Below are 19,573 nucleotides of genomic sequence, written 5' to 3' on the forward strand. Positions count from 1 at the left end.
ACTGTCATGGCCAACGCCTCGACGCCAGCCCGTCTCCTTGCCGTTCTCCTCGCGCTCGCCGTTCTGTTCTCTGGTCAACTCGTCCTGTCCGGATGCGAGGTCGACCACGAGACCGAGGCCGACGGAGACAAGTCCGTGCGCGTGACGGTCGACGGTGAGGCCGTCGACCGGGCGCGTGACAATGTGGAGGCTGCCGGCGAGGCCATCGAAGACGCGGCCTCGGACGCCGCCGAGACGATCGATCAGAACGTCGACGTCGGAGAGAACGCCCGAGATGGGGATGGCTGAGCTCGATCGGAGGCGGCTGCGGCCTGGCCGCAGCGTCCGTCCGAGGGTCTCACTCACGATAACAGTAATTATCGAACCGACCTGGAGCGAGCTCTGTCGCCTCGATCCGTCGACGCCCGAGGCCGGCCGTTCGTAACGTGCCATTCCCCCGGACCTGACGATGGACTCTCACGATCGCGCCCTCCCGGCGAGCGTCGACGCCGGAACCCACGCTAAGCTGGGCCGCGCCTTCACGGCCCAGTCCGACCTCGTTCCGCTGTACCTGTTGCGCTACGACCGGGAGAACACCCGGCGCGCGTATGCCAAAGACCTAGAGACTTTCTTCGGGTGCGAAACGGTCACGCTGGAGATGGCGGCGTCCGTCACGTTTACGGACGTAAACGAAGCGCTGCAGACTCTAGAATCTGACGGCAAGAGCCCCGCGACACAGAGGCGATTCCTCGCGTCGCTCCGGGGGTTCTTTGGCTGGCTGGCCGCGCTGGGATTCATCGACTTGAATCCGGCCGACCGGCACCTGGTCCGCCGCATTCCCAAAACGTCCGATGCGGACCAGCTCGTGACGGTGCTGACGCGCGAACAGGCGGCGCGAATGCTCGGTGCGATCGACATGACGAAGCCTTCGGGTGCCCGCAATTTCGCTCTCGTGACGACGCTGCTTCACTGCGTACTGCGTCGTTCGGAGGCCTCGGACATGGATGTTGAGGATATCGGCATGGCTGGCGAGCACACAATTCTTCGGCTCAAGCGTGCCAAGGGCGGCGCGAACCAGACGGTCAAGGTTCCGGACCACGTAGCCGGAGTGCTGCGTGACTTTATACGGTCAAGTGGATACCACAGTGGACCGGTGTGGCGCTCGTTGTCAACAAACCATAGTCACGGCAAACGCCTGTCTGGATCTGCCATCTATAAGATTGTCCGGTCGCTCGGCCGGCAGGCTGGGATCCAGGAACGAGTCGGTGCTCACACCCTCCGTCACACGGGCTGCACGCTCGCCATTGAGGGCGGCGCATCTCTGCAGCAAGTTCAGGCTCACGCTCGCCACAAAAACATAGAGACCACCATGCGCTACGTTCATCAACGGGACCGGCTGGCGAACAGCGCCGCGGACTTCATCGACCTTTAGATGGACTACGACCTGATCGTCGTTGGCGCCGGCCACAACGCGCTCATCTCCGCAGCCTATGCGGCGAAGGCGGGCTACCGGGTCGGCGTCTTCGAACGGCGGTACATCGTCGGCGGCGCCGTCTCGACCGTCGAGCAGGTGCCTGGGTACCAGTTCGACCTCGGCGGTTCTGCTCACATCCTCATTCGCCTGACCCCGATCGTCGAGGAGCTGGGCCTCGACGAGTACGGACTCGAGTACCTCGAGCTCGACCCGCTGTTCTTCGCTCCGTACGAAGACGGGTCGTCACTCTTCATCTATCGAGACGTCGACCGGACCTGCGAGCACATCGAGGCGCAGTTCCCCGGAGAAGGCGATCGCTACCGGCGGTTCGTCGAGACGTGGGCGCCGTTTTCCCAAACCGTGCGAGACGTTTTTCTGTCGACGCCCAGCCCACTCGAGCTTGGGAAGCGGTTCGCGTTCGGGAGTTCGGCCCAAGTCGACTGGCAGAACGCGTTGTCTGTGATCATGCGGCCATACGGTGAAGTCGTCGATCAGTACTTCACGGAGGAGAAGGTGAAGGCGCCGCTCGTGTGGATGGCTGCGCAGAGCGGCCCCCCTCCTACCGAGGCCATGAGTGCGCCCTTCCTCTTGTGGCACCCCTTGTATCACGAGAGCGGGATCGCCCGGCCTCGGGGCGGATCTGGAGGGCTCACGAAAGCGCTGGCGGCGATGATCCGTGCTCACGGGGGTGAGGTCCGTACGTCGTCCCCAGTGGACCGTCTTCTCGTTCGCAACGGGCGTGCCGAGGGCGTGGAGGTCGCTGGCGAATGCATTACCGCTCGTGCCGTTCTATCGGGGACCCACATCCTCGAGACGCTCGACCGGCTCCTGCCGAGCGAGCACCGTCCCGCCGAGGCCGACCAGATGCGGGTTGGAAACGGGTTCGGGGCCATCCTTCGCCTCGCGCTCGACAAACCTGTGGAGTACGCGGCGGCGCCGGGTATCGAGTCGCGGACGGCGCTCCAACTCATCTGCCGAGACCGCCAGCAGATCCATGACGCCTACGCCGATTACCTCAAGGGCCAGCCGGCCGAGGATCCTCCGATCGTCGGGATGAGCTTCTCCGCAGTCGACCCGACGCTGGCGCCGCCGGGCGGGGAGGTGTTGTGGCTCTGGGCCCAGTACTTCCCTTATGAAATGACCGGCGGTCGGACGTGGGACGCCATCGAGGAGGAGGTGGCCGATCGGATCCTGGACACGTTCGAACCCTACGCACCCGGCACCAAGGCGTCGGTGGTCGGTTCCCTCTTCCAGCACCCCCTCTGGCTGGAGCGCGAGCTCGGGCTGTTCCGCGGGAACGTGATGCACCTCGAGATGACGATCGACCAGATGTTTGCGCTGCGCCCCTCGATGAATCTTAGCGACTATCGGGGCCCCGTCGACGGGCTCTTCCTCACCGGGGCCAGCATGCACCCGGGAGGTGGCATAATGGGGGCATCTGGACGGAATGCCGCCCGGGTGGTTCTTAACTTTCTCGAGTCGAAGCGATGAGTTCCACAGACTCCCTGCGCTACTCGCGACAGATCCGCCTCCCGGACGTAGGCCTCGAGGGTCAGAAACGGCTCGCCAAGGCCGCCGTCCTCGTCGTCGGCGCCGGCGGGCTGGGCGCGCCGGCGTTGCACCAACTGGCGGCATCCGGCGTCGGGCGTGTGGGGTTCGCCGAGTTCGACCACGTCGACGTCACGAACCTCCACCGACAGACGCTCTACTCGACGAGCGACGTGGGCCGTGCGAAAGCGGACGCGGCCCGGGAGCGGTTGGAGGCCATCAACCCGGAGGTCACCATCGAGGCCCACTCCCTCCGCCTCGGCACCGACAACGCCGAGGCGCTCCTCGCGGGGTACGACCTCGTCCTCGACGGCTCGGACACGTTCGCGACACGCTACGTCGTGAACGACGCCTCGGTGCGGACGCAGACGCCCAACGTGTTCGCCTCGGTCAGCCAGTTTTCGGGGCAGATCTCCGTCTTCGGGACGGAAACCGGGCCGTGCTACCGGTGCCTGTTTCCGGAGCCGCCCCCTCCAGACCTGATCCCCAACTGCGAAGAAGGCGGGGTCTTGGGCGTCGTGCCGTCTCTTTTCGGGACGCTTCAGGCGGCGGAGGCGCTAAAGTGGATCCTTGGAATTGGGGACCCGCTGGTGGGCCGCCTGCTCATGATCGACGCTCTGGCGATGGAGGTCCGAGAGATCGTGGTAGACCGCGATCCCGAGTGCTCCGCTTGTGGCTCCCCGCAGCACCGCCGCACGTCGGTGGCAGCAGATCCGGGCCCTGCAGAGATCACGGTCCCAGAACTTCGGTCCCTTCTCGACTCGGCGCCCCCCGTCCTCGTTGATGTGCGCGAGGCAACCGAACACCACGCAGGCAACATCGGCGGCCGACTGATCCCACTCGGTCAGCTCGACGTCCGCGCATTTGAGCTCGACGACGTACGTGACAGCGACATCGTGGTGTACTGCGCCTCCGGGGGGCGCTCTGCGGTCGGGGCCCGGATGCTCAGGGAGCGCGGCCTTCGTGCACGATCGCTCCGTGGCGGTATGGAGGCGTGGAACGCCCTCTCGTGACTCAGGCAAGGAGTCTCGTCATCGCCGGCCCCACTGCCGTCGGCAAGTCCTCGCTGGCTCACCGGCTGGCCCAGCGAGTTGGGGGCGAGATCGTTTCTGCCGATAGCCGTCAAGTCTACCGCGGCCTCGACATCGGGACGGCGAAACCGACGGAGAAGGAACGGGGGGAAGTTCGCTACCACCTGTTGGATCGGCTGGACCTTGGGGCTCGTTGTTCTGCCGGGCGATTTTTCCGATGGGCCTTAAACGCGATAACGGACATCCAGTCGCGAGGAGCACCTGCCATCGTCGTGGGCGGGTCAACGCTCTACGTCCACGCTCTCGTCGAGGGGATGCCCGATGTGCCTCCGATCCCTGAGGAGCTCGAAGGGGAGCTCCTGCGTGAGGCCAGGACTCCAGACGGCGCGGCGCGCCTGTTCCGAGAGCTGACAGCCGTAGACCCTGAGGCGGCCGCGACGCTGGACCCAACGAAGACGCATCGGCTCGTGCGCTGGGTCGGTGTGTTGCGCCACACGGGGCGTCGCCCGTCTGAGGTCTGGACCGACCGCCCCTCGGCTCTACCCCTGACCTGCCTAGTGGTGCTCGAGCGGCCCAGGCCTGAGCTTTACTCGCGAATCGAGGCCCGGGTCGACCAGATGATGGCGGAGGGCCTGCTCGACGAGGCGGCTGGCCTCGCGGCGCGTAGTGCCGAGGCTAAGAGGACGCTAGAGGCGACCATCGGCTACCGGGAGCTGCTCCCGGTCCTCGCCGGCGACCGATCCCTCGAGGAGGGCATTCGGCTCATCAAACGGAACACGCGCCGCTACGCCAAGCGACAACTCACGTGGTACCGACGCTATGACGACGCGCTCTGGCTGCCGGCTGCCTCGACGGATCTCGATGACCTGCTTGGAGGCGTCGCTCCCTGGCCGTGATGCGAGGCGTGGCGGTTCCTCGAATGGCGAAACAGGAGGAGGGCAGCTCCCCCCCATCCGATCAGGGTGGCGACGTCGAAGAACGCATGCCACTCGTACCCGAGGTACGTGGTTGTGCAGAGTGCTGCCAACCACAGGAGCCAATTGGGAGAATCCAATAACGGAATCAAAAACAGGAGCGGGAGCCCGTACCACGGGTGGAAGGTCGCAGTGACGAGACCGAACCCAACCACCACGACCAGCACCACCCGGTGGAGCCCACGGGGTGTCCCGTCGTCCACTGAGAAGGCCCGTGCGACCGCGGCACCGTACCCGACGGTCAGGGTAACGCTGGCCGCCTGCCCGGCCTCCTCCCCGAGAACCGGGTATGCGACCGCTTTGAGCAGGCGATACGGTCCAGCGTAGACATCAAACGTGCCGAAGAACAACTCCAGAGACTCCCCGGCGTTCGCCGCAGCGCCGGGCGTCCAGACCAGAGCGGACAGCGCTCCCCCCAGAAGCACCGAGGCCGCCACCCCTGCCCACCCCTCCCGCCGCCACGTCGCCGGCAGAAGCGCGAGCGGGTAGAGCTTGGCCAGCCCTGCCACCGTCGCGCCGATCGATCGCAGCGGAAACCGGGACCCAGCGGTCGCGATGACGAGCCCGATCCCCCCGACCACCAGCGCCTCGGTGTGTCCCTGGCCGGCGACCTCCACCACGGCGAGTGGGCTCCACGCGTAAAGCGCCGCCCCGTGCGCCCCTACCACGCGGGCCAGCAGGATCACGCCCCCGAGTTCGACGATGACGAGCAGGGTCTTTAGAAGCCACCAGCTACCCGTCCACCCGAGCTCGCGGTAGACCGACGCCGCCACCCGGAACACCGACTGGGAGGCCGGGGGATACACCGAGTAGTAGCCCGGAGAGTTCATTCGCGCGTACACCCTCTCGTCCTGCCACGCACGCAGGGCTGGATCGTTTGGGCGGAGCGCGTAGGGGGACACGCTGGCCTCGGCTGCGATCACCCCGTCCCAGATGTACCGGTACCCGTCGTCCGAGAGGGACGGAAGCATCGGCAGCGCGGCGAGACGAAACAGAACGGCGCCGAGTAAGAGACGGCGCGTGGAGACCTGGGCGCGACGGAGGTAGGCGATGAGGAGGACGAAGCCGAGCCCGTAGGCACCGACAAACGCGAGGCGCCACTCCAGCCCGCTGCCTGCCGGACGCGCCGCCCAGACCATCGCGACGACCACCCCGATCCCGACGACGATCGGGAAGGCGCGGCGGATCACCCCGTTGGCCGGATGATGAAACGCAGGGCCCCCGACGCGTCCACGTCGACGTCATCGGTGACGTGCTGGAGGATGAACAGGCCCCGGCCACACGTCGCCGCCGGATCATCGGGGAGCGCCGCGCGGTCGAGTCGCTCGGGGGCAAGCCCAGGGCCGCCGTCGGCGACCCGAACCGCCAACCGTCGCGCGTCGGCGTCGAACTCGACGAGGACCTCGTCCCCCCCGCCGTGTTCGACGGCGTTGGCGACCGCCTCCCCGATCGCCAGCGCCACCCGCGTGACGTCGTGCTCCGCCCACCCCGCCTCGCGGACGAGCTCGACCGCGGCCTCACACAGGTCGGCCACGGACTCGATGTGCCGGGGGCGGCGAAGCTCAGGCACGGTGTGCGGCTCGGAGGGCGGTGGCAGCCAGAAGGTACCGTACGGCTCGACGGCGAAGGGCTCCACGGGGCAGGACCGAAATCGCCGATGCCAGAACCCATGGAGCCGCCGCCGCGGCCCGCCCCACCCACGTCGGTGCTCGGACGCGGTCGACGGCGCCGCCCGGGCACGGTTCGTCGAACGACGCTGCCGCGGCGCCGAACTGTCGGGCGTGGCCGACTGCCCGGGCGAGGTCTCCGAGGTCATGCAGCCGGACCACGGTCCGGGCGAGTCGCAAGCCGTCGGGTGCAACACGCGCGAGCCGGCACCCGAACGCCACGTCCTCGCCGTAGGGCACCGCCTCGGGGAACCCGCCGACCCGTTCGAACGCCTCGCGCCGTACGGCGCTCGCGCCAGACAGGAAGTACCGCCAGTCGATCGGCTCGCCAGGCTCGACGGCCGCCGCCGGGCCCCGGGGGTGGTTCGCCACGTAGTCCTGGTACGGGTCCCCAGGGTCGGTCACGACCGGCTTGAGGCGGGCGACGCTGGCGACCGCGCCGGGCGCTCCGAGCCCAGCCGCAAGCGCTCGGGCAGCGCCGGGCGGAGGCTCGACGTCGGCGTCGAAGAACGCGAGGACGTCGCCCGTCGCGGTGGCGACACCGGCGTTCCGTGCGGCTGCCCGGCCGGCGTTCTCGCCGAGAGTGATGACCCTGGCGCGCTCCTGGCCAGCCGTGGCGTCCGCCAGCAGCCGCGGCGTGGCATCGCGGGAACCGTCGTCGACCCACAAGATCTCGTCCGCGTCCAGCGCGAGGACCGCCGGGATCGTCGTCGGCAGGATCGCGGCGCCGTTGTAGACCGGGATGATGACGGAGGTCACACCGGTCGCTGACTCGTGAGGATCGATTCGAGGCGGGCCGTCGACTCGTCCCACGAGAACCGAGCGACGTCGACTTGGGCCGCCTCGGCGAGACGAGCGCGGCGTTCGACGTCCCGGAGCACCGACTCTGCGGCATCGGCAAGCGCGGCGGCGTCTCCAACGGCGACTTCCATCATCGATCGCTCTGGCTCGAGAAACTCCCGGGGCCCGCGGCTCGCCGTCGCGACGACCACGGCCCCGCAGGCGGCGGCCTCCATCGGGACGAGCCCCCACCCCTCGACCCGGCTCGTGTGGAGGCAAACCGCTGCCCCGTCGTAGAGCGCCCGGAGCGTCTCGCGGGAGGGCCGGATCGAGACCTCCACCCAGTCCGGCAGCCGGTGGCTGGGCGGGCGAGCGGCGAAGACGGACGCCTCGAGCGTGGGGATCCGCTTGCGGAGCCGACTCAGCGCGTCGATCAGCACCTCCGGTCCCTTGACCGGATGGCGATGGTAGAGCGCGACGACTCGCGCAGGCCGGTCCCTCGGCGGCGTGGTCGCGAACAGCTCCGACGGGTCGACGGCATTGGGGACGACGCCCTCGACAGGGTGCCCCGCCGAGGCCAAGAGTTCTGCGAGCCATCCGGCGACCGTGAACCGACGGAGGGGGAGCGCCCAGGTCGCCTCCGCCCGTTCGCTGAGGGAGCGCTCATCGCCCTGGATAAAGTAGAACGGGTTCGGATGGCTACCGTGGTGGACCCAGGGGGCAGTTTGATGGCCAGTTGCAATAACGGCATCGAAAAAAGAGAGGTCAATCGACTGGAGGGTCGGGGGCTCCAGGGTCTCGACAAGCCTACCCGCCTCGGGGCCGTGCCCGAGAACCCCGTGGACGGCGTCGCGTGCGAAGACCGCCCACTCGCGAACACGCGGCCACAGTCCCGGCGCCCGCCGCGGGGCGATCACCGACACGTCGTGCCCGCGGTTGACCAGCCCCTCAGCGTGCCGCATGACCACCGACACGCCGCCCATCGGCACGCGGGCCGGCGCCGGGAGCACGAACGCGATGCGCACTACAGCACCACGAGTTCCGTCAGCAGCGGCGTCAGGTTCTCGCAGCCCCCTTCGCGAAGCACGATCACGTCCTCGATCCGGATGCCGAACCGCTCGGGGAGGTACACGCCCGGCTCGATGGTGACCGTCGCCCCGGGCGGAAGCACGTGCGCGACCTGCTGCGAGAGACGGGGCCACTCGTGGACCTCGATCCCGACGCCGTGCCCGAGGCTGTGGGTGAAGTACTCGCCCAGCCCGTCCGCTTCGATCACGGATCGGGCCGCGGCGTCGAGGTTCCGCCCGGTCATGCCGGCCTCGGCGGCGTCGATCGCCGTCCGCTGCGCCGTGCGGACGGTTTCGTAGGCCGCTCGCTCGACCTCCCCCGGCTCACCGATCGCGACCGTCCGGGTGAGGTCGGAGCAGAACCCGTCGAGCACGCCGCCCATGTCGATCACCACGAGGTCGCCCGGGTTGAGCGTCCGCGACGAGGGGCGCGCGTGCGGGAGGGCCCCGTGCGGCCCAGCCGCGACGATGGGCTCGAACGACATCGCCGAGGCGCCCCGCTTGAGGTGCTGGTAGACGATCTCGGCCGCGATGTCCTGCTCCGACATCCCCGGCGCGAGGTAGGGCAGGATGGCGTCGAACACCTCGCACGTCAGCGCCTGCGCTCGGCGGACCGCCTCGATCTCCGCTTCAGTCTTCGACGCCACGGCCTCGGACAACAGGTCCCGGACCGCCACCAGGTCGACATGAAACGCCTTCCGCAGGTCGTCCGAGGCGGCCAGGGTCACGTGCTCGGCCTGAACGACCGCTCGCGAGGCGTCCTCGAACAGGCCGTGCTCGCCGGCCCACGCCGCGAGGGCGCCATCAGCCACGTGGACGTCGGCCCCGTCGACCTCGGCGCGGGCCTGCGACGTGTAGCGGCCGTCCGTGACGAAGTGCGCCGCCGATTCCGTCACCAGCAGCAGCCCGTTCGAGCCCGTGAAGCCGACCGCCCACCGGAGGTTGGGGGGGTGCGCCAGGATCGCGGCATCGGCGCCGCACGTGGCGGCCAGTTCGCGGAGCGTGTCGACGCGCGAGATCACGAGCGCGTCGAGTAGTTGGGCGACTCCTGCGTGATCGTCACGTCGTGGGGGTGGCTCTCGCGGAGGCCGGCGCCGGTGATCCGGACGAACTGGCCGCGCTGTTGGAGCGCCTCGACCGAGTCACAGCCGCAGTAGCCCATCGCCGCGCGGAGGCCGCCGACCATCTGGTAGGTGATCTCGGAGAGCGTGCCCTTGTACGGGACGCGGCCCTCGATGCCCTCCGGCACGAGCTTCTTGAGGTCGTCCTCCGCGTCCTGGAAATAGCGGTCCTTGGAGCCGGCCTCCATGGCGCCGAGCGAGCCCATGCCGCGGTAGTTCTTGTAGCGGCGGCCCTCGTAGAGCACCGTCTCGCCCGGGCTCTCGTCCACGCCCGCGAACAAGCTGCCGATCATGACGGTCGAGGCCCCGGCCGCAAGCGCCTTCGGGATGTCGCCTGTCTGTTTGATCCCGCCATCTGCGATCAGGGGCACGTCGTAGCGGCGGGCGGCCTCGGCGCACTGAAGGATCGCCGTGAGTTGGGGCACGCCGACGCCGGCGACGACGCGGGTCGTGCAGATCGAGCCCGGCCCGATCCCGATCTTGACGGCGTCTGCGCCCGCGAGGATGAGGTCCTCGGTCCCCTGCGGCGTCGCGACGTTGCCCGCGACGACCTCGAGGCCGTCGAAGTCGGCCTTGATCCGCTCGACCATCCGGAGCACGCCCTCCGAGTGCCCGTGCGCCGTATCGACCACGACGAAGTCAGTCCCGGCCTCGGCCAGCGCTGACACCCGGTCGTGCGTGTCCGGCGTCACGCCGACGGCCGCCCCGACGAGCAGCCGCCCGAACTCGTCCTTGGCGGCGTCCGGATGCCGCTTCTTTTTCTGGATGTCCTTGAACGTGATGAGTCCCTTGAGAAAGCCGGCCTCGTCGGTCACGGGGAGCTTCTCGATCTTGTGCTCTTGGAGCGTCGCCTCGGCTTGCTCGAGCGTCGTTCCGACCGGCGCCGTGATGAGGCCCTCGGTCGTCATGATGTCCTGCAGGAAGACGGCGTTGTCGGGTTGGAACCGGAGGTCGCGGTTCGTGACGATCCCCACCAACCGACGCTCGTGGTCGACAACGGGGATCCCGCCGATCGAGTAGCGCGCCATCCGCTCCCGCGCGTCGCCGACCGTGTCGCCGGGCCGAAGCACGATCGGGTCGAGGATCATTCCGGACTCGCTCCGCTTGACCCGCCGGGCCTCCCGCGCCTGCAACTCGGCCGGCATGTTCTTGTGGAGCACGCCGACGCCCCCCTCCCGCGCGATCGCGATCGCCAGGTCGGCCTCGGTGACGGTGTCCATGGCCGCGGCCACGAGCGGGATGTTGATCGTGAGGTTCCGCGTCAGCCGCGTCTGCGTCCGGACCTCCCGCGGCATGACGTTGCTGCGGGCTGGGACCAGCAGCACGTCGTCGTATGTGAGGCCCTCGTAGGCGATTTTGTTCATGGGGTTCGGGGTTCGCAGTTCAGGGTGCTGGGGTCGCTGGGTCGGGGCTCCCGTCAGGCCGGCGAGCTCTGAACTCCGATTCAAAAGACCACGGGCTTGAGCTTGACGGAACGGCGGAGGGTGTTGACCTCGTGCGGTTCGAGGCGGCGCCAACGGCCGCGACGGAGCCCATCGAGGTCGAGGCCCGCGTAGCCGACGCGGTCGAGGGAGACGACGCGTCGACCGAGCGCCTCGACCATCCGGCGGACCTGACGGTTGCGGCCCTCGTGGAGTTGGAGCCCGAACCGGCGGTGGTCGTCGTCGACGAAGGACGCGTTGTCGGCCGAGGCCCGACCGTCGTCGAGATCCACGCCCCTTTTGAGTCGCTCGATGTCCGCCTCGGTGAGCGGCTGGTCAGCCTCGACGAGGTAGAGCTTGACCGCGCCGTGGCTCGGGTGCATCAGCCGATGGGCCAACTCCCCGTCGGTCGTCAGGAGGAGCGCGCCTGTGGTGTCTTTGTCCAGGCGGCCGACCGGGAAGAGGGCGTCCTTGAGGCGCTTCGGAATCGTGACGAGGTCGAGGACGGTCTTCCGCCCGCGGTCGTCGGAGACGGTCGTGAGCGTGTCGACCGGCTTGTTGAGGAGGACGTAGGCGAGGTCGGTCGGCTGGATCGGCTGGCCGTCGACCTCGACCGCGTCGTGGTCGGACACCTTGACGCCCATCTCGGTTGTGACCGCGCCGTTGACCTTGACGCGGCCCGCGGCGATGATCTCGTCGGCGTCGCGACGCGAGGCGACGCCGGCCCGCGCCAGGTAGCGGTTGAGCCGCATCGGCCCCGCGTCGTCCGGCCGGGACGCCGTCTCCAGCGAGTCCGACTGGCGCTGCTTCCGCTCGGCCTGGTGGCGCCGGCGGACCGAGTCATTCTTGGTCCGTTTCGACATCGTCGGGATCGGTTGCGGGCGTGACGAGGGAAGGGGCGGTCATCTCGGCGAGGAGCTTCGCCCGCTCCCGATTGAACGCGGGATCGGCGAGGAGGTCCTCGATCTCGCGCGGAGTGGGCAGCGCGTCGAGCGCGTCGAGGCCGAACTGCTCCAAGAAACGGTCGGTCGTGGCGTAGAGCAGCGGCCGGCCGATCCCCTCTCCCCTGCCCGCGATCGTCACGAAGTCGCGCTCCAACAACTGGCGGAGCGCGTAGTCCGAGCTGACGCCGCGGACGTGGTCGACTTCGGGCCGGGTGACGGGTTGCTTGTATGCAATAACGGCCAACGTTTCCAGGAGCGAGCGCGACAGCCGCTTGGCCTCGTCGTCTTCATACAGGGCGCTCACGAACGGGTGGACCTCCTCGACGGTCGCCATCCGCAGCCCGCCCGCCCAGCGCTGGATCCGGAAGGCCCGCCCCCCCGTCCGGTAGGCCGCGTTCAGCCGGCCGACGGCCTCCTCCACCTCAGCAACCGTGTGCTCCGTGCCGGTCACCTCGCCGTAGGCGCGCGCCACGTCCTCGGGCCGGAGCGGCACGTCGCTCGCGAAGATCAGCGCCTCCACGGCCTGATCGAACGGGTCGGCGGTGAGGACGGGCTCCATCACGCGGCGGCAGAAAGCGATTCGTCGGACCGCGTGTCGTCGACGGACGTAACGGCCTCGACGGGCTCGACGGCGAAGTCCTGCGGGTCGAGCCCGAAGACGAGGCGGATCGCCTGACGCTGCGCGAGGTCGAGCACAGCAAGGAACGTGACGATCACAAATGACTTGCTACGGCGGGCGACCAGCGCCTGAAACGAGGCGCCTCCCCCCTCCACCCGACTCAGCACCCAGGACCTCTGCACGTCGATGGCGAACGACTCGCGGGCCACCTCGTGCCGGATGATCTCGGACTCGGCCGCGGCCCGCTCCACAGCCGCTCCCAGAGCCGCGACGAGGTCGAAGATGGTCGCGCGGTACGTCTGTTCGACCGGTGGTGCCAGCTCGTCGCGTTGATCCGCCGCCTGGCCCCGGGTGCGGAGACGCTGACGCGCCTCGAATCTCCCCTCCAGGTTCCCGGCGGCCTCCTTGTAACGGACGTACTCGATCAGCCGCTCGACGAGCTCCTTCCGTGGGTCGATGGGCTCGCCCTCGTCGTCCAGCTCGGGCCGCGGCATCAGCATCCGGGCCTTGATCTGGATCAGCAGCGCGGCCGTGTAGATGAAGTCGGCCGCGGCGTCGAGGTCGACGTGCTCCAGCACACGGACCGCCTCGAGGTACTCGTCCGCGATCCGCGCGATCGGGATGTCGTGGACGTCGATCTCGTCCCGCCGGATAAAGAAGAGCAGGAGGTCGAGCGGCCCTTCGAACTGGTCGAGCTGGACGCGGTGCATGCGGGGGGACGGCTTTGCCAAAGCTACGGCCGTCCCGCCCCGCCTCGCGCGCTGGCCGCGGGTTTTTCCCGTGTCCCTACGCCGCGGCCTCGCGCTCCTTGAACCACTCGACGGTCCGCCCGAGGCCGGCCTCCACGTCCACCTCGGGCCGCCAGTCGAGCGACTCGGATGTGTGGGAGATGTCGAGGACGCTCCGCTGCTGCTCGCCCGGCTTGGCCGGCCCGTGGACCTCCTCGGCGTCGGCGCCGGTGAAGCGGTTGATGTGACGGAACAGCGCGTTCACGTCGGTCTCGACACCCGTGCCCACGTTGTAGACGCCCGAGCCCTCGCGGGCGAGCGCGGCCACGAACGCGCGGACGACGTCGCCTACGAAGACGTAGTCTCGGGTCTGCGTGCCCTCGCCGTTGATCGTGACCGGCTCGCCGCGGAGGAGCCGCTGCGCGAAGATGGCGACCACGCCGGCCTCGCCGTGCGGGTTCTGCCGCGGGCCGTACACGTTGCCGAACCGGAGCGCGGCGTAGTCGAGCCCGTAGGTCTGGCTGTAGAACCGGAGGTAGTGCTCGCTGACGAGCTTCGTGATCCCGTAGGGCGACATCGGCCGCGTGGGGTGGCTCTCCGGCTGGGGGCCGCCGTCGTTGACGGTCGGGTCCGGCTCGCCGTAGATCGCGCCGCCCGTGGAGGCGAACGCAACCTTCTCAAGGCCCGTCTGGCGCCCGGCCTCGAGGAGGTTCAGGAACCCGAGGACATTGACGTCGGCGTCGAACCGCGGGTCGGCCACGGACCTACGAACGTCCATCTGGGCCGCGAGGTGGCACAGGGCGGCGAACTCGTGCTCGGCGAACAGCGCGGCGGCCTCCGGCGACCGGATGTCGACTTCGTGGAAGACGGCGCCGTCCGGCACGTTCTCCCGCACCCCGCCGGTGAGGTCGTCCATGACGTGGACCTCGCAGCCCTCCGCGAGCAGCCGATCCGCGACGTGGGAGCCGATGAACCCGGCGCCGCCGGTGACGAGGACGGGACGGCCAGCGAACGGGAAAGCCATGAAGGCGGGAGTCGAGAGGACGGTCGGAAGGAGGCCAGCGATGGCCAGTGGGATCGGAAGATCGGGCCGACGCTGCGAACAGACGGTGAGATCCGACGCTGAATCAGCTACGCGTCGGACGGGAGAATCAGCGCGGACGAGAAGCGGCCGGGCGCGAAGAGCTCGGCGGCCAGGTCTCGGACGCCGTCGGCCGTGACGGCGTCGATCTCGGCCACCACCTCGTCGACCGGCACGATCCGCCCCGTCGTCAGCTCGACGCGACCGAGGCGCTGCATCCGGTTCGTCGTGCTCTCCAGACCGAGGACGATGGAGCCCTTCAGCTGATGCTTGGCCCGCGACAACATCCGGTCGCTCACCGAGCTCTCCGCCAGCTTGCCGAGCTCGCGCTCGATGAGCGTGCGGGAGCGGTCCACCCGCGAGGCGTCCGTGCCGATGTACACGCCGAGGTCGCCAGAGTCGGTCTGGACGTTGACGAACGAGTAGACCGAGTAGCACCACCCGTACTTCTCGCGGATGTTCTGGTTGAGCCGGCTCGACATCCCCCCACCGAGGATCGTGTTGAGGACCGACAGGGTCGTCCGCCTCGGGTCGTTCGCCCCGAAGGCCCGCGTGCCGAGGACGAGGTGGGCCTGCTGGATCGGGCGCTCGACCGTGAAGTCGACCGGTGAGTAGGCCTCCGAGGGGACCCGCTCAGCCGGCTGCGGCGCGCGCTCGAACCCGGCCAGCAGCCGGTCGACGTGGCGGACCACGTCGGCGTGCTGCACGTTGCCGGCCACGGAGATGACGAGCCGGTTCGGCACGTAGTGCCGGCCGATGTACCGTTCCAGGTCGTCGCGCGTGAACGAGCGGACCGACTCGGGCGTCCCGATCACCGGCCGCCCGAGCGGGTGGTCGGGGTAGAGCGCGGCCTCGTAGTGGTCGAAGACGTGGTCCTCGGGGGCGTCCTCGTACATCTTGATCTCCTCGACCACGACGTCCTTCTCCTTCTCGATCTCCCGCGGCGGCAGCGTCGGTTGGGTGACGAGGTCGAGAACCGACTCGAGGCCGCGGCCGAGGTGCTCGCTCAGTCCACGCGCGTAGAAGCACGTGTGCTCCTTCGAGGTGAACGCGTTGAGGTAGCCGCCGACGGATTCCATCCGCTGGTTGATGAGGTACCCGCGGCGGCGGCGGGTCCCCTTGAACACCATGTGCTCGATGAAGTGCGTGATGCCGCCCTCGGCGGGCGTCTCGTCGCGGCTCCCGGCGTCCACCCACGCCCCGACGGCGACGGAGCCGACGGACGGGATGGTCTCGGACAGAACGCGGACGCCCGAGTCGAGGTCGGTGCGATCGATGGAAGGAGTCAAAGAGATCTGATCGTTGATAACCGGCGGCCCGTATCCCGAGCCGCGGAGACGGTTCCGCCTGGTCGTGCGATTCGCCACGTCTCCGCTACCGGCTGTCCCCGGCCTCCTGCGCCGCGCGCTCCACCGCACGCTGCGCCCGCTCCAGACCGTACGCCGACTGGCGCCGATTGGGCGCGCGCGACAGCGACGTGCGATAGGCCTCGGCCGCCTCGGCGGGGTCGTCGCCGTACTCGAGGAGGAGCAGGCCGAGGAACTCGTGCGCGGGCGTCGTCGGCGTCGGCGGGCCGAAGGTGAGCGGTGCCGCCGCCTCGAGCGCGGCGGCCTCGCGGACGAGGTCGAGCGCGCGGTCGGGGTCGCCGTCGAGGAGGTCGAGGTAGGCCTCGAGTTGGAGCGCGGACGCGCGGGCCTGCCAGCCGGGGTCGTCGTCGGCTGCGATGGCCGCCTGGAGCGCGGCGAGGACGGGCCGGGCGGCAGCGCTCCCCTCCGTGTCCGCCAGCCGCTCCCCGCGGGCGAGCGCGTCGATGGCGAGCGTGCTCAAGCTCTGGGTGTCCGGCGGCTCGTGGCTGAGGATGGGGTCGGCCTCGTTTGACGGCTGCTGCTGGGCCCGGATGCGGACGACGTGCGCGAGCGGGGTGTAGGAAGCCGAGTCCTCGGCGTAGTGCGCCTCGGCGAGGGCGTAGAGGCTGTCGGCGAGCGGCTGGTCCTGAAGCTGGTCCGCGGCGTAGTGCCACCACCAGAGGGCGTGCCATCCGTGGCCGTTGAGCGGCTCGCCGCGGCGGTCGGTGCCGGCCTTGGCGGCGGCGTAGCTCCGCCGGTTCATCCGCTCCACGTCCTCCCACATCCCGAGCGCGAGGTAGATGTGCGACGGCATGTGGAGCGCGTGGCTGGCGGCCGGGGCCACCTCGGCGTACACGCGGGCCGGGCGGAGCCCGAGCGGGGCGTGGACCGGGTCGTCATAGGCGTGGATGAGGTAGTGGGCCGCGCCCGGGTGCTGGGGGTTCTCGTCGAACACCTCCTCGGCGACGGCCGCCGCCGTCATGTAGGTCGTGAAGTCGCGCCCCTCGTGGGCCGTCCCCAAGACCGAGAGCGCGTGGAAGGCGCGGGCGTCGAGGTCGTCGGGATAGGCCGCGGCCAGCTGGCGCATGGCCTCGGCGTATGCGTCGTCGCGGTCCTCCTTCGACGCGTCGCCCCGGTAGAGGGCGTCGAGCGTCGCCAGGTAGGCCCGCTCGCGTGCCGAGGCCGGCATGGCGTCGACACCGTCGAGCGCTTCGAGCGCGGCGTCGCGGTCCTGCTGCATCCACACCGGGTGGTTGTGGGTCATCGCCTCGCCCCAGGCCGCCATCGCGAAGTCGGGGTCGATCCGGCGGGCTTCCTGGAAGGCCTCGCGGGCGTCGTCGTACTCGAACGAGTGGAGCAGGAGGAGCCCGCGGAGAAACGGCTCCTGGGCCTCTTCGGCTCCGGTATTGGCGAACTCGGTCTCGCCGAGGTCCTGCGCCGCGACCGGCACGACGGCGACGAGGAGGAGCAGGACGAGCGTGCGCATGGCGGCGGGGGCTGGCGGTCTCGGAAGGTGCTACGGCCGTGCCGCCGACGCCAGCCGATGACATGGATCCGCGCGGAATACCGCCTCCCACGCCCGCCCGGCCCGAACGTGCCGCGCCCCCGCCCGCCTCGGCGTCGAGGCGGGCGGGGGCGCTCGGGGGTCCCTCGGAGCCTAGGCCTTCACCGGCTTGGCCGCCTTCACGGCGCCGTCGCCCGTCGGTGCGGCGCCGTCGGGGCGCGGGGTGTACGGCGCGCCGTCCTCTGGGAACTGCTTGATGTAGGCCTCTTGGATCGGGTGGCCCGTCCCCTTCGCGATCGGCGACGACTCGTGGATGTAGTAGTCCTCGTTCGGGAGCGTCTCGACCCAGTTGAGCGCGGCCTCGGCGGCCCGGAGCATCGAGTCGTCCGAGTTCTTGTGGAGCCCGCGGACGTTGGCCTCGATCCGCTCGTGGGCGAGGTGCATGAAGTGGAGCCCGGCGAGCTTGTCGCGCTCCCACTCGGCGTCGTGGGCGCCGCGCGCCAGCTGCTGGTCGAGCTTCGAGAGGACGCAGCTCCAAGCGAACATCAGCACCGCGTTGTCGGCGAGGCGGGCCTGGACGGCCTGCCGCGACACGATGGCCTCCTCCAGTTCCTTCGAGGCCAGCTTGAATTCGCGCGTGTGCGTCTGGACGTGCGACGCGAGCCGCTCGGCGAACGACCGGAGCGACGGGTGGACCCGCGTGACGTCCGGCTTCGCCTTCTTGACGCCGAGGAAAATCTCCGTCGCGAGGGGCGTGCCCTGGCGGATCGTCGACGGCGTGAAGGCGCCCTTGAGGATGCGGGAGACGTTCTCCCCGACCGTCTCGTCGTCGCTCCACTCGACCGTATTGAGCACGCCGAGCATGTACTCCGCGAGTTGCTTGCCGCCGTAGGCGAAGATGAACGACTGCATCACCTCGTTCGAGCCCTCGACGATCCGGTGGATCCGGTTGTCGCGCCAGAGCCGCTCGAACTCGTTCTCGGTCACGTAGCCCTCGCCCCCATAGATCTGCATGGCCGAGTCGATGACGTTCCAGCCCTCCTCCGAGCAGAAGTACTTGCAGGCCGCCGTCTCGACCATGATGTCCGGGTCGTGCCGGTCGAGCATGCCGCAGACGGCGTAGAGCATCGAGTCCATGGCGAAGCAGAACGCGTGCATCTCCGCGACCCGCTTCTGGACGAGTTCGAAGTCGGCCAGAGGGCGCTGGAACTGGTACCGCGTCTGGACCCACTTCGTGGCCTGCTCGGCGGCCTGCTTGGCCGCGCCGGTGACGCCGGCCGAGAGCGTGCACCGCCCGTAGTTCAGGCACGTAAGGGCCACCTTGAGTCCCTGGCCCTCGCGGTGGAGCAAGTTCTCCTTCGGCACCTTCACGTTCTCGAACCGAATGCGGGCCTGCCACGTCCCGCGGATGCCGGCCTTCGAGCGGTTCTTCTGGAAGAACGAGACGCCCTCCATGTCCGGCGTCACGATGAGTGCGGAGACGCCCTTCTTGACCTTCCCCGTCTTCGGGTCCGTCACCTCCTGGTTGGCCATCACCGTGAGGAGGCCGGAGAGCGCGCCCGAGGTGATCCACTTTTTCTCCCCGTTGAGGATGTAGACGCCCTCGTCCTCATTCCACTCGCAGGTGGTCTCCTGGCCGGCGGCGTCGGACCCGACCTGGGGCTCGCTCAGGCAGAAGCCGGAGAGCTTCTCCCGGGCCACCATGTGGAGGAAGCGGGCCTTCTGGTCGTCCGTGCCGAACAGCATGAGCGCCTTGCACCCGATCGACTGGTGGGCCGAGACCATCACGGCGGTCGACCCGCACCGCCGGCCGATCGCCTCCAGCACGCGGTTGTAGGACGCCACGCCGAGGCCGAGGCCGCCGTACTCCTCGGGGACCGTCATCCCCATCACGCCCATGTCGAACAGGCGCTGGATGACCCAGTCCGGGATCACCTGCTCCTGATCGATCTGGATCGAGGGGTGCTCGGTGTCGAGGTACGTCTCGAGCTCCTCGAGGAGCGCGTCGGCCTTGGCCTTCTCGTCGGGCGAGGCCTCTGGGTACGGGAAGACGAGCTCCTCACGGATGCGCCCCCAGAAGAGGTTCTTGATGAACCCCATCTCGTCGGGCTCCGGACCGAACATCGTTTCGGTCTCGCGGATCATCTGCTGGTCTCGGGCGGAAACGCCCTTCATCGAAGAAAGGAGGGACATGGGGGAAGGGTGGGTTGGAAGCGCTTTTCTGACAGCTCAAGGTAGGTCCCGGGCCGTCGGTCTCGGTTGGCGTGCGTGCGAAGGCGGGGCGAGATT

At 69.1% G+C, this 19,573-nt stretch carries 18 protein-coding genes; 5 read left to right on the forward strand and 13 right to left on the reverse strand.

All coding sequences use genetic code 11. The annotated features are described in order from the left end of the window. Positions 1–6: 6 nt before the first annotated feature. From BSZ37_RS13195 to miaA, 5 genes are all read left to right on the forward strand, one after another. Positions 7–288, forward strand: a complete 282-nt coding sequence (locus BSZ37_RS13195; protein ID WP_095511000.1) for a hypothetical protein — start codon at positions 7–9, stop codon at positions 286–288. Between the two features lie 160 nt (positions 289–448). Next, positions 449–1,411: a tyrosine-type recombinase/integrase gene (locus tag BSZ37_RS13200; protein WP_095511001.1), complete on the forward strand. Its 963-nt coding sequence runs from the start codon at positions 449–451 to the stop codon at positions 1,409–1,411. Further along, complete coding sequence (locus BSZ37_RS13205) at positions 1,412–2,944, forward strand: phytoene desaturase family protein (protein WP_095511002.1); 1,533 nt, start codon at positions 1,412–1,414, stop codon at positions 2,942–2,944. It abuts the gene before it with no gap. Next, positions 2,941–4,014, forward strand: coding sequence for a molybdopterin-synthase adenylyltransferase MoeB (gene moeB / locus BSZ37_RS13210; protein WP_095511003.1), 1,074 nt, complete (start codon positions 2,941–2,943; stop codon positions 4,012–4,014). Before BSZ37_RS13205 ends, moeB begins: the two co-directional genes overlap by 4 nt. After that, entirely contained in the window at positions 3,996–4,928 is a 933-nt protein-coding gene (gene miaA / locus BSZ37_RS13215) for a tRNA (adenosine(37)-N6)-dimethylallyltransferase MiaA (RefSeq protein ID WP_179299631.1), read from the forward strand. The genes moeB and miaA overlap by 19 nt, the downstream gene beginning before the upstream one ends. Here the strand turns inward: miaA and BSZ37_RS13220 are convergent. The 13 genes from BSZ37_RS13220 to BSZ37_RS13280 all read right to left on the reverse strand — a co-directional run bounded on the left by BSZ37_RS13220 (position 4,850) and on the right by BSZ37_RS13280 (position 19,477). Beyond that, positions 4,850–6,196 carry a hypothetical protein gene (locus tag BSZ37_RS13220; RefSeq protein ID WP_095511005.1) on the reverse strand — a complete coding sequence of 449 codons (1,347 nt, stop codon included), beginning with the start codon at positions 6,194–6,196 and terminating at the stop codon, positions 4,850–4,852. The genes miaA and BSZ37_RS13220 overlap by 79 nt on opposite strands. Further along, positions 6,193–6,540, reverse strand: coding sequence for an ATP-binding protein (locus BSZ37_RS22065; RefSeq protein WP_179299632.1), 348 nt, complete (start codon positions 6,538–6,540; stop codon positions 6,193–6,195). The genes BSZ37_RS13220 and BSZ37_RS22065 overlap by 4 nt, the downstream gene beginning before the upstream one ends. 28 nt (positions 6,541–6,568) lie before the next feature. Then, positions 6,569–7,432 carry a glycosyltransferase gene (locus BSZ37_RS13230; protein WP_179299633.1) on the reverse strand — a complete coding sequence of 288 codons (864 nt, stop codon included), beginning with the start codon at positions 7,430–7,432 and terminating at the stop codon, positions 6,569–6,571. Further along, positions 7,429–8,478: a glycosyltransferase family 4 protein gene (locus BSZ37_RS13235; protein WP_095511008.1), complete on the reverse strand. Its 1,050-nt coding sequence runs from the start codon at positions 8,476–8,478 to the stop codon at positions 7,429–7,431. The genes BSZ37_RS13230 and BSZ37_RS13235 overlap by 4 nt, the downstream gene beginning before the upstream one ends. Continuing rightward, positions 8,478–9,542: an aminopeptidase P family protein gene (locus tag BSZ37_RS13240; protein ID WP_095511009.1), complete on the reverse strand. Its 1,065-nt coding sequence runs from the start codon at positions 9,540–9,542 to the stop codon at positions 8,478–8,480. Before BSZ37_RS13240 ends, BSZ37_RS13235 begins: the two co-directional genes overlap by 1 nt. Then, positions 9,539–11,005 carry an IMP dehydrogenase gene (gene guaB, locus BSZ37_RS13245; protein ID WP_095511010.1) on the reverse strand — a complete coding sequence of 489 codons (1,467 nt, stop codon included), beginning with the start codon at positions 11,003–11,005 and terminating at the stop codon, positions 9,539–9,541. Before guaB ends, BSZ37_RS13240 begins: the two co-directional genes overlap by 4 nt. Positions 11,006–11,085: 80 nt before the next feature. Further along, entirely contained in the window at positions 11,086–11,925 is an 840-nt protein-coding gene (locus BSZ37_RS13250) for a pseudouridine synthase (RefSeq protein ID WP_095511011.1), read from the reverse strand. Next, a complete protein-coding gene (gene scpB / locus BSZ37_RS13255; RefSeq protein WP_095511012.1) occupies positions 11,903–12,565 on the reverse strand; it encodes an SMC-Scp complex subunit ScpB in 663 nt (220 codons plus the stop codon). Before scpB ends, BSZ37_RS13250 begins: the two co-directional genes overlap by 23 nt. Further along, the gene (locus BSZ37_RS13260; RefSeq protein ID WP_095511013.1) at positions 12,565–13,335 is read right to left on the reverse strand and encodes a segregation and condensation protein A; all 771 of its coding nucleotides are present in this window, start codon (positions 13,333–13,335) and stop codon (positions 12,565–12,567) included. Before BSZ37_RS13260 ends, scpB begins: the two co-directional genes overlap by 1 nt. A gap of 76 nt (positions 13,336–13,411) precedes the next feature. Then, positions 13,412–14,377 (reverse strand): NAD-dependent epimerase/dehydratase family protein, encoded by a 966-nt coding sequence (locus BSZ37_RS13265; protein ID WP_095511014.1) that lies wholly within the window; start codon positions 14,375–14,377, stop codon positions 13,412–13,414. A 107-nt stretch (positions 14,378–14,484) separates the two neighbouring features. Continuing rightward, entirely contained in the window at positions 14,485–15,723 is a 1,239-nt protein-coding gene (locus BSZ37_RS13270; RefSeq protein WP_218830497.1) for a M16 family metallopeptidase, read from the reverse strand. An 85-nt stretch (positions 15,724–15,808) separates the two neighbouring features. After that, positions 15,809–17,266, reverse strand: a complete 1,458-nt coding sequence (locus tag BSZ37_RS13275; protein ID WP_095511015.1) for a hypothetical protein — start codon at positions 17,264–17,266, stop codon at positions 15,809–15,811. Positions 17,267–17,437: 171 nt separating this feature from the next. After that, positions 17,438–19,477: an acyl-CoA dehydrogenase family protein gene (locus BSZ37_RS13280; RefSeq protein ID WP_095511016.1), complete on the reverse strand. Its 2,040-nt coding sequence runs from the start codon at positions 19,475–19,477 to the stop codon at positions 17,438–17,440. Between the last annotated feature and the right edge of the window lie 96 nt (positions 19,478–19,573).

This window comes from Rubrivirga marina (assembly GCF_002283365.1).
In the GTDB taxonomy this organism is placed as follows: Bacteria; Bacteroidota; Rhodothermia; order Rhodothermales; family Rubricoccaceae; genus Rubrivirga; species Rubrivirga marina.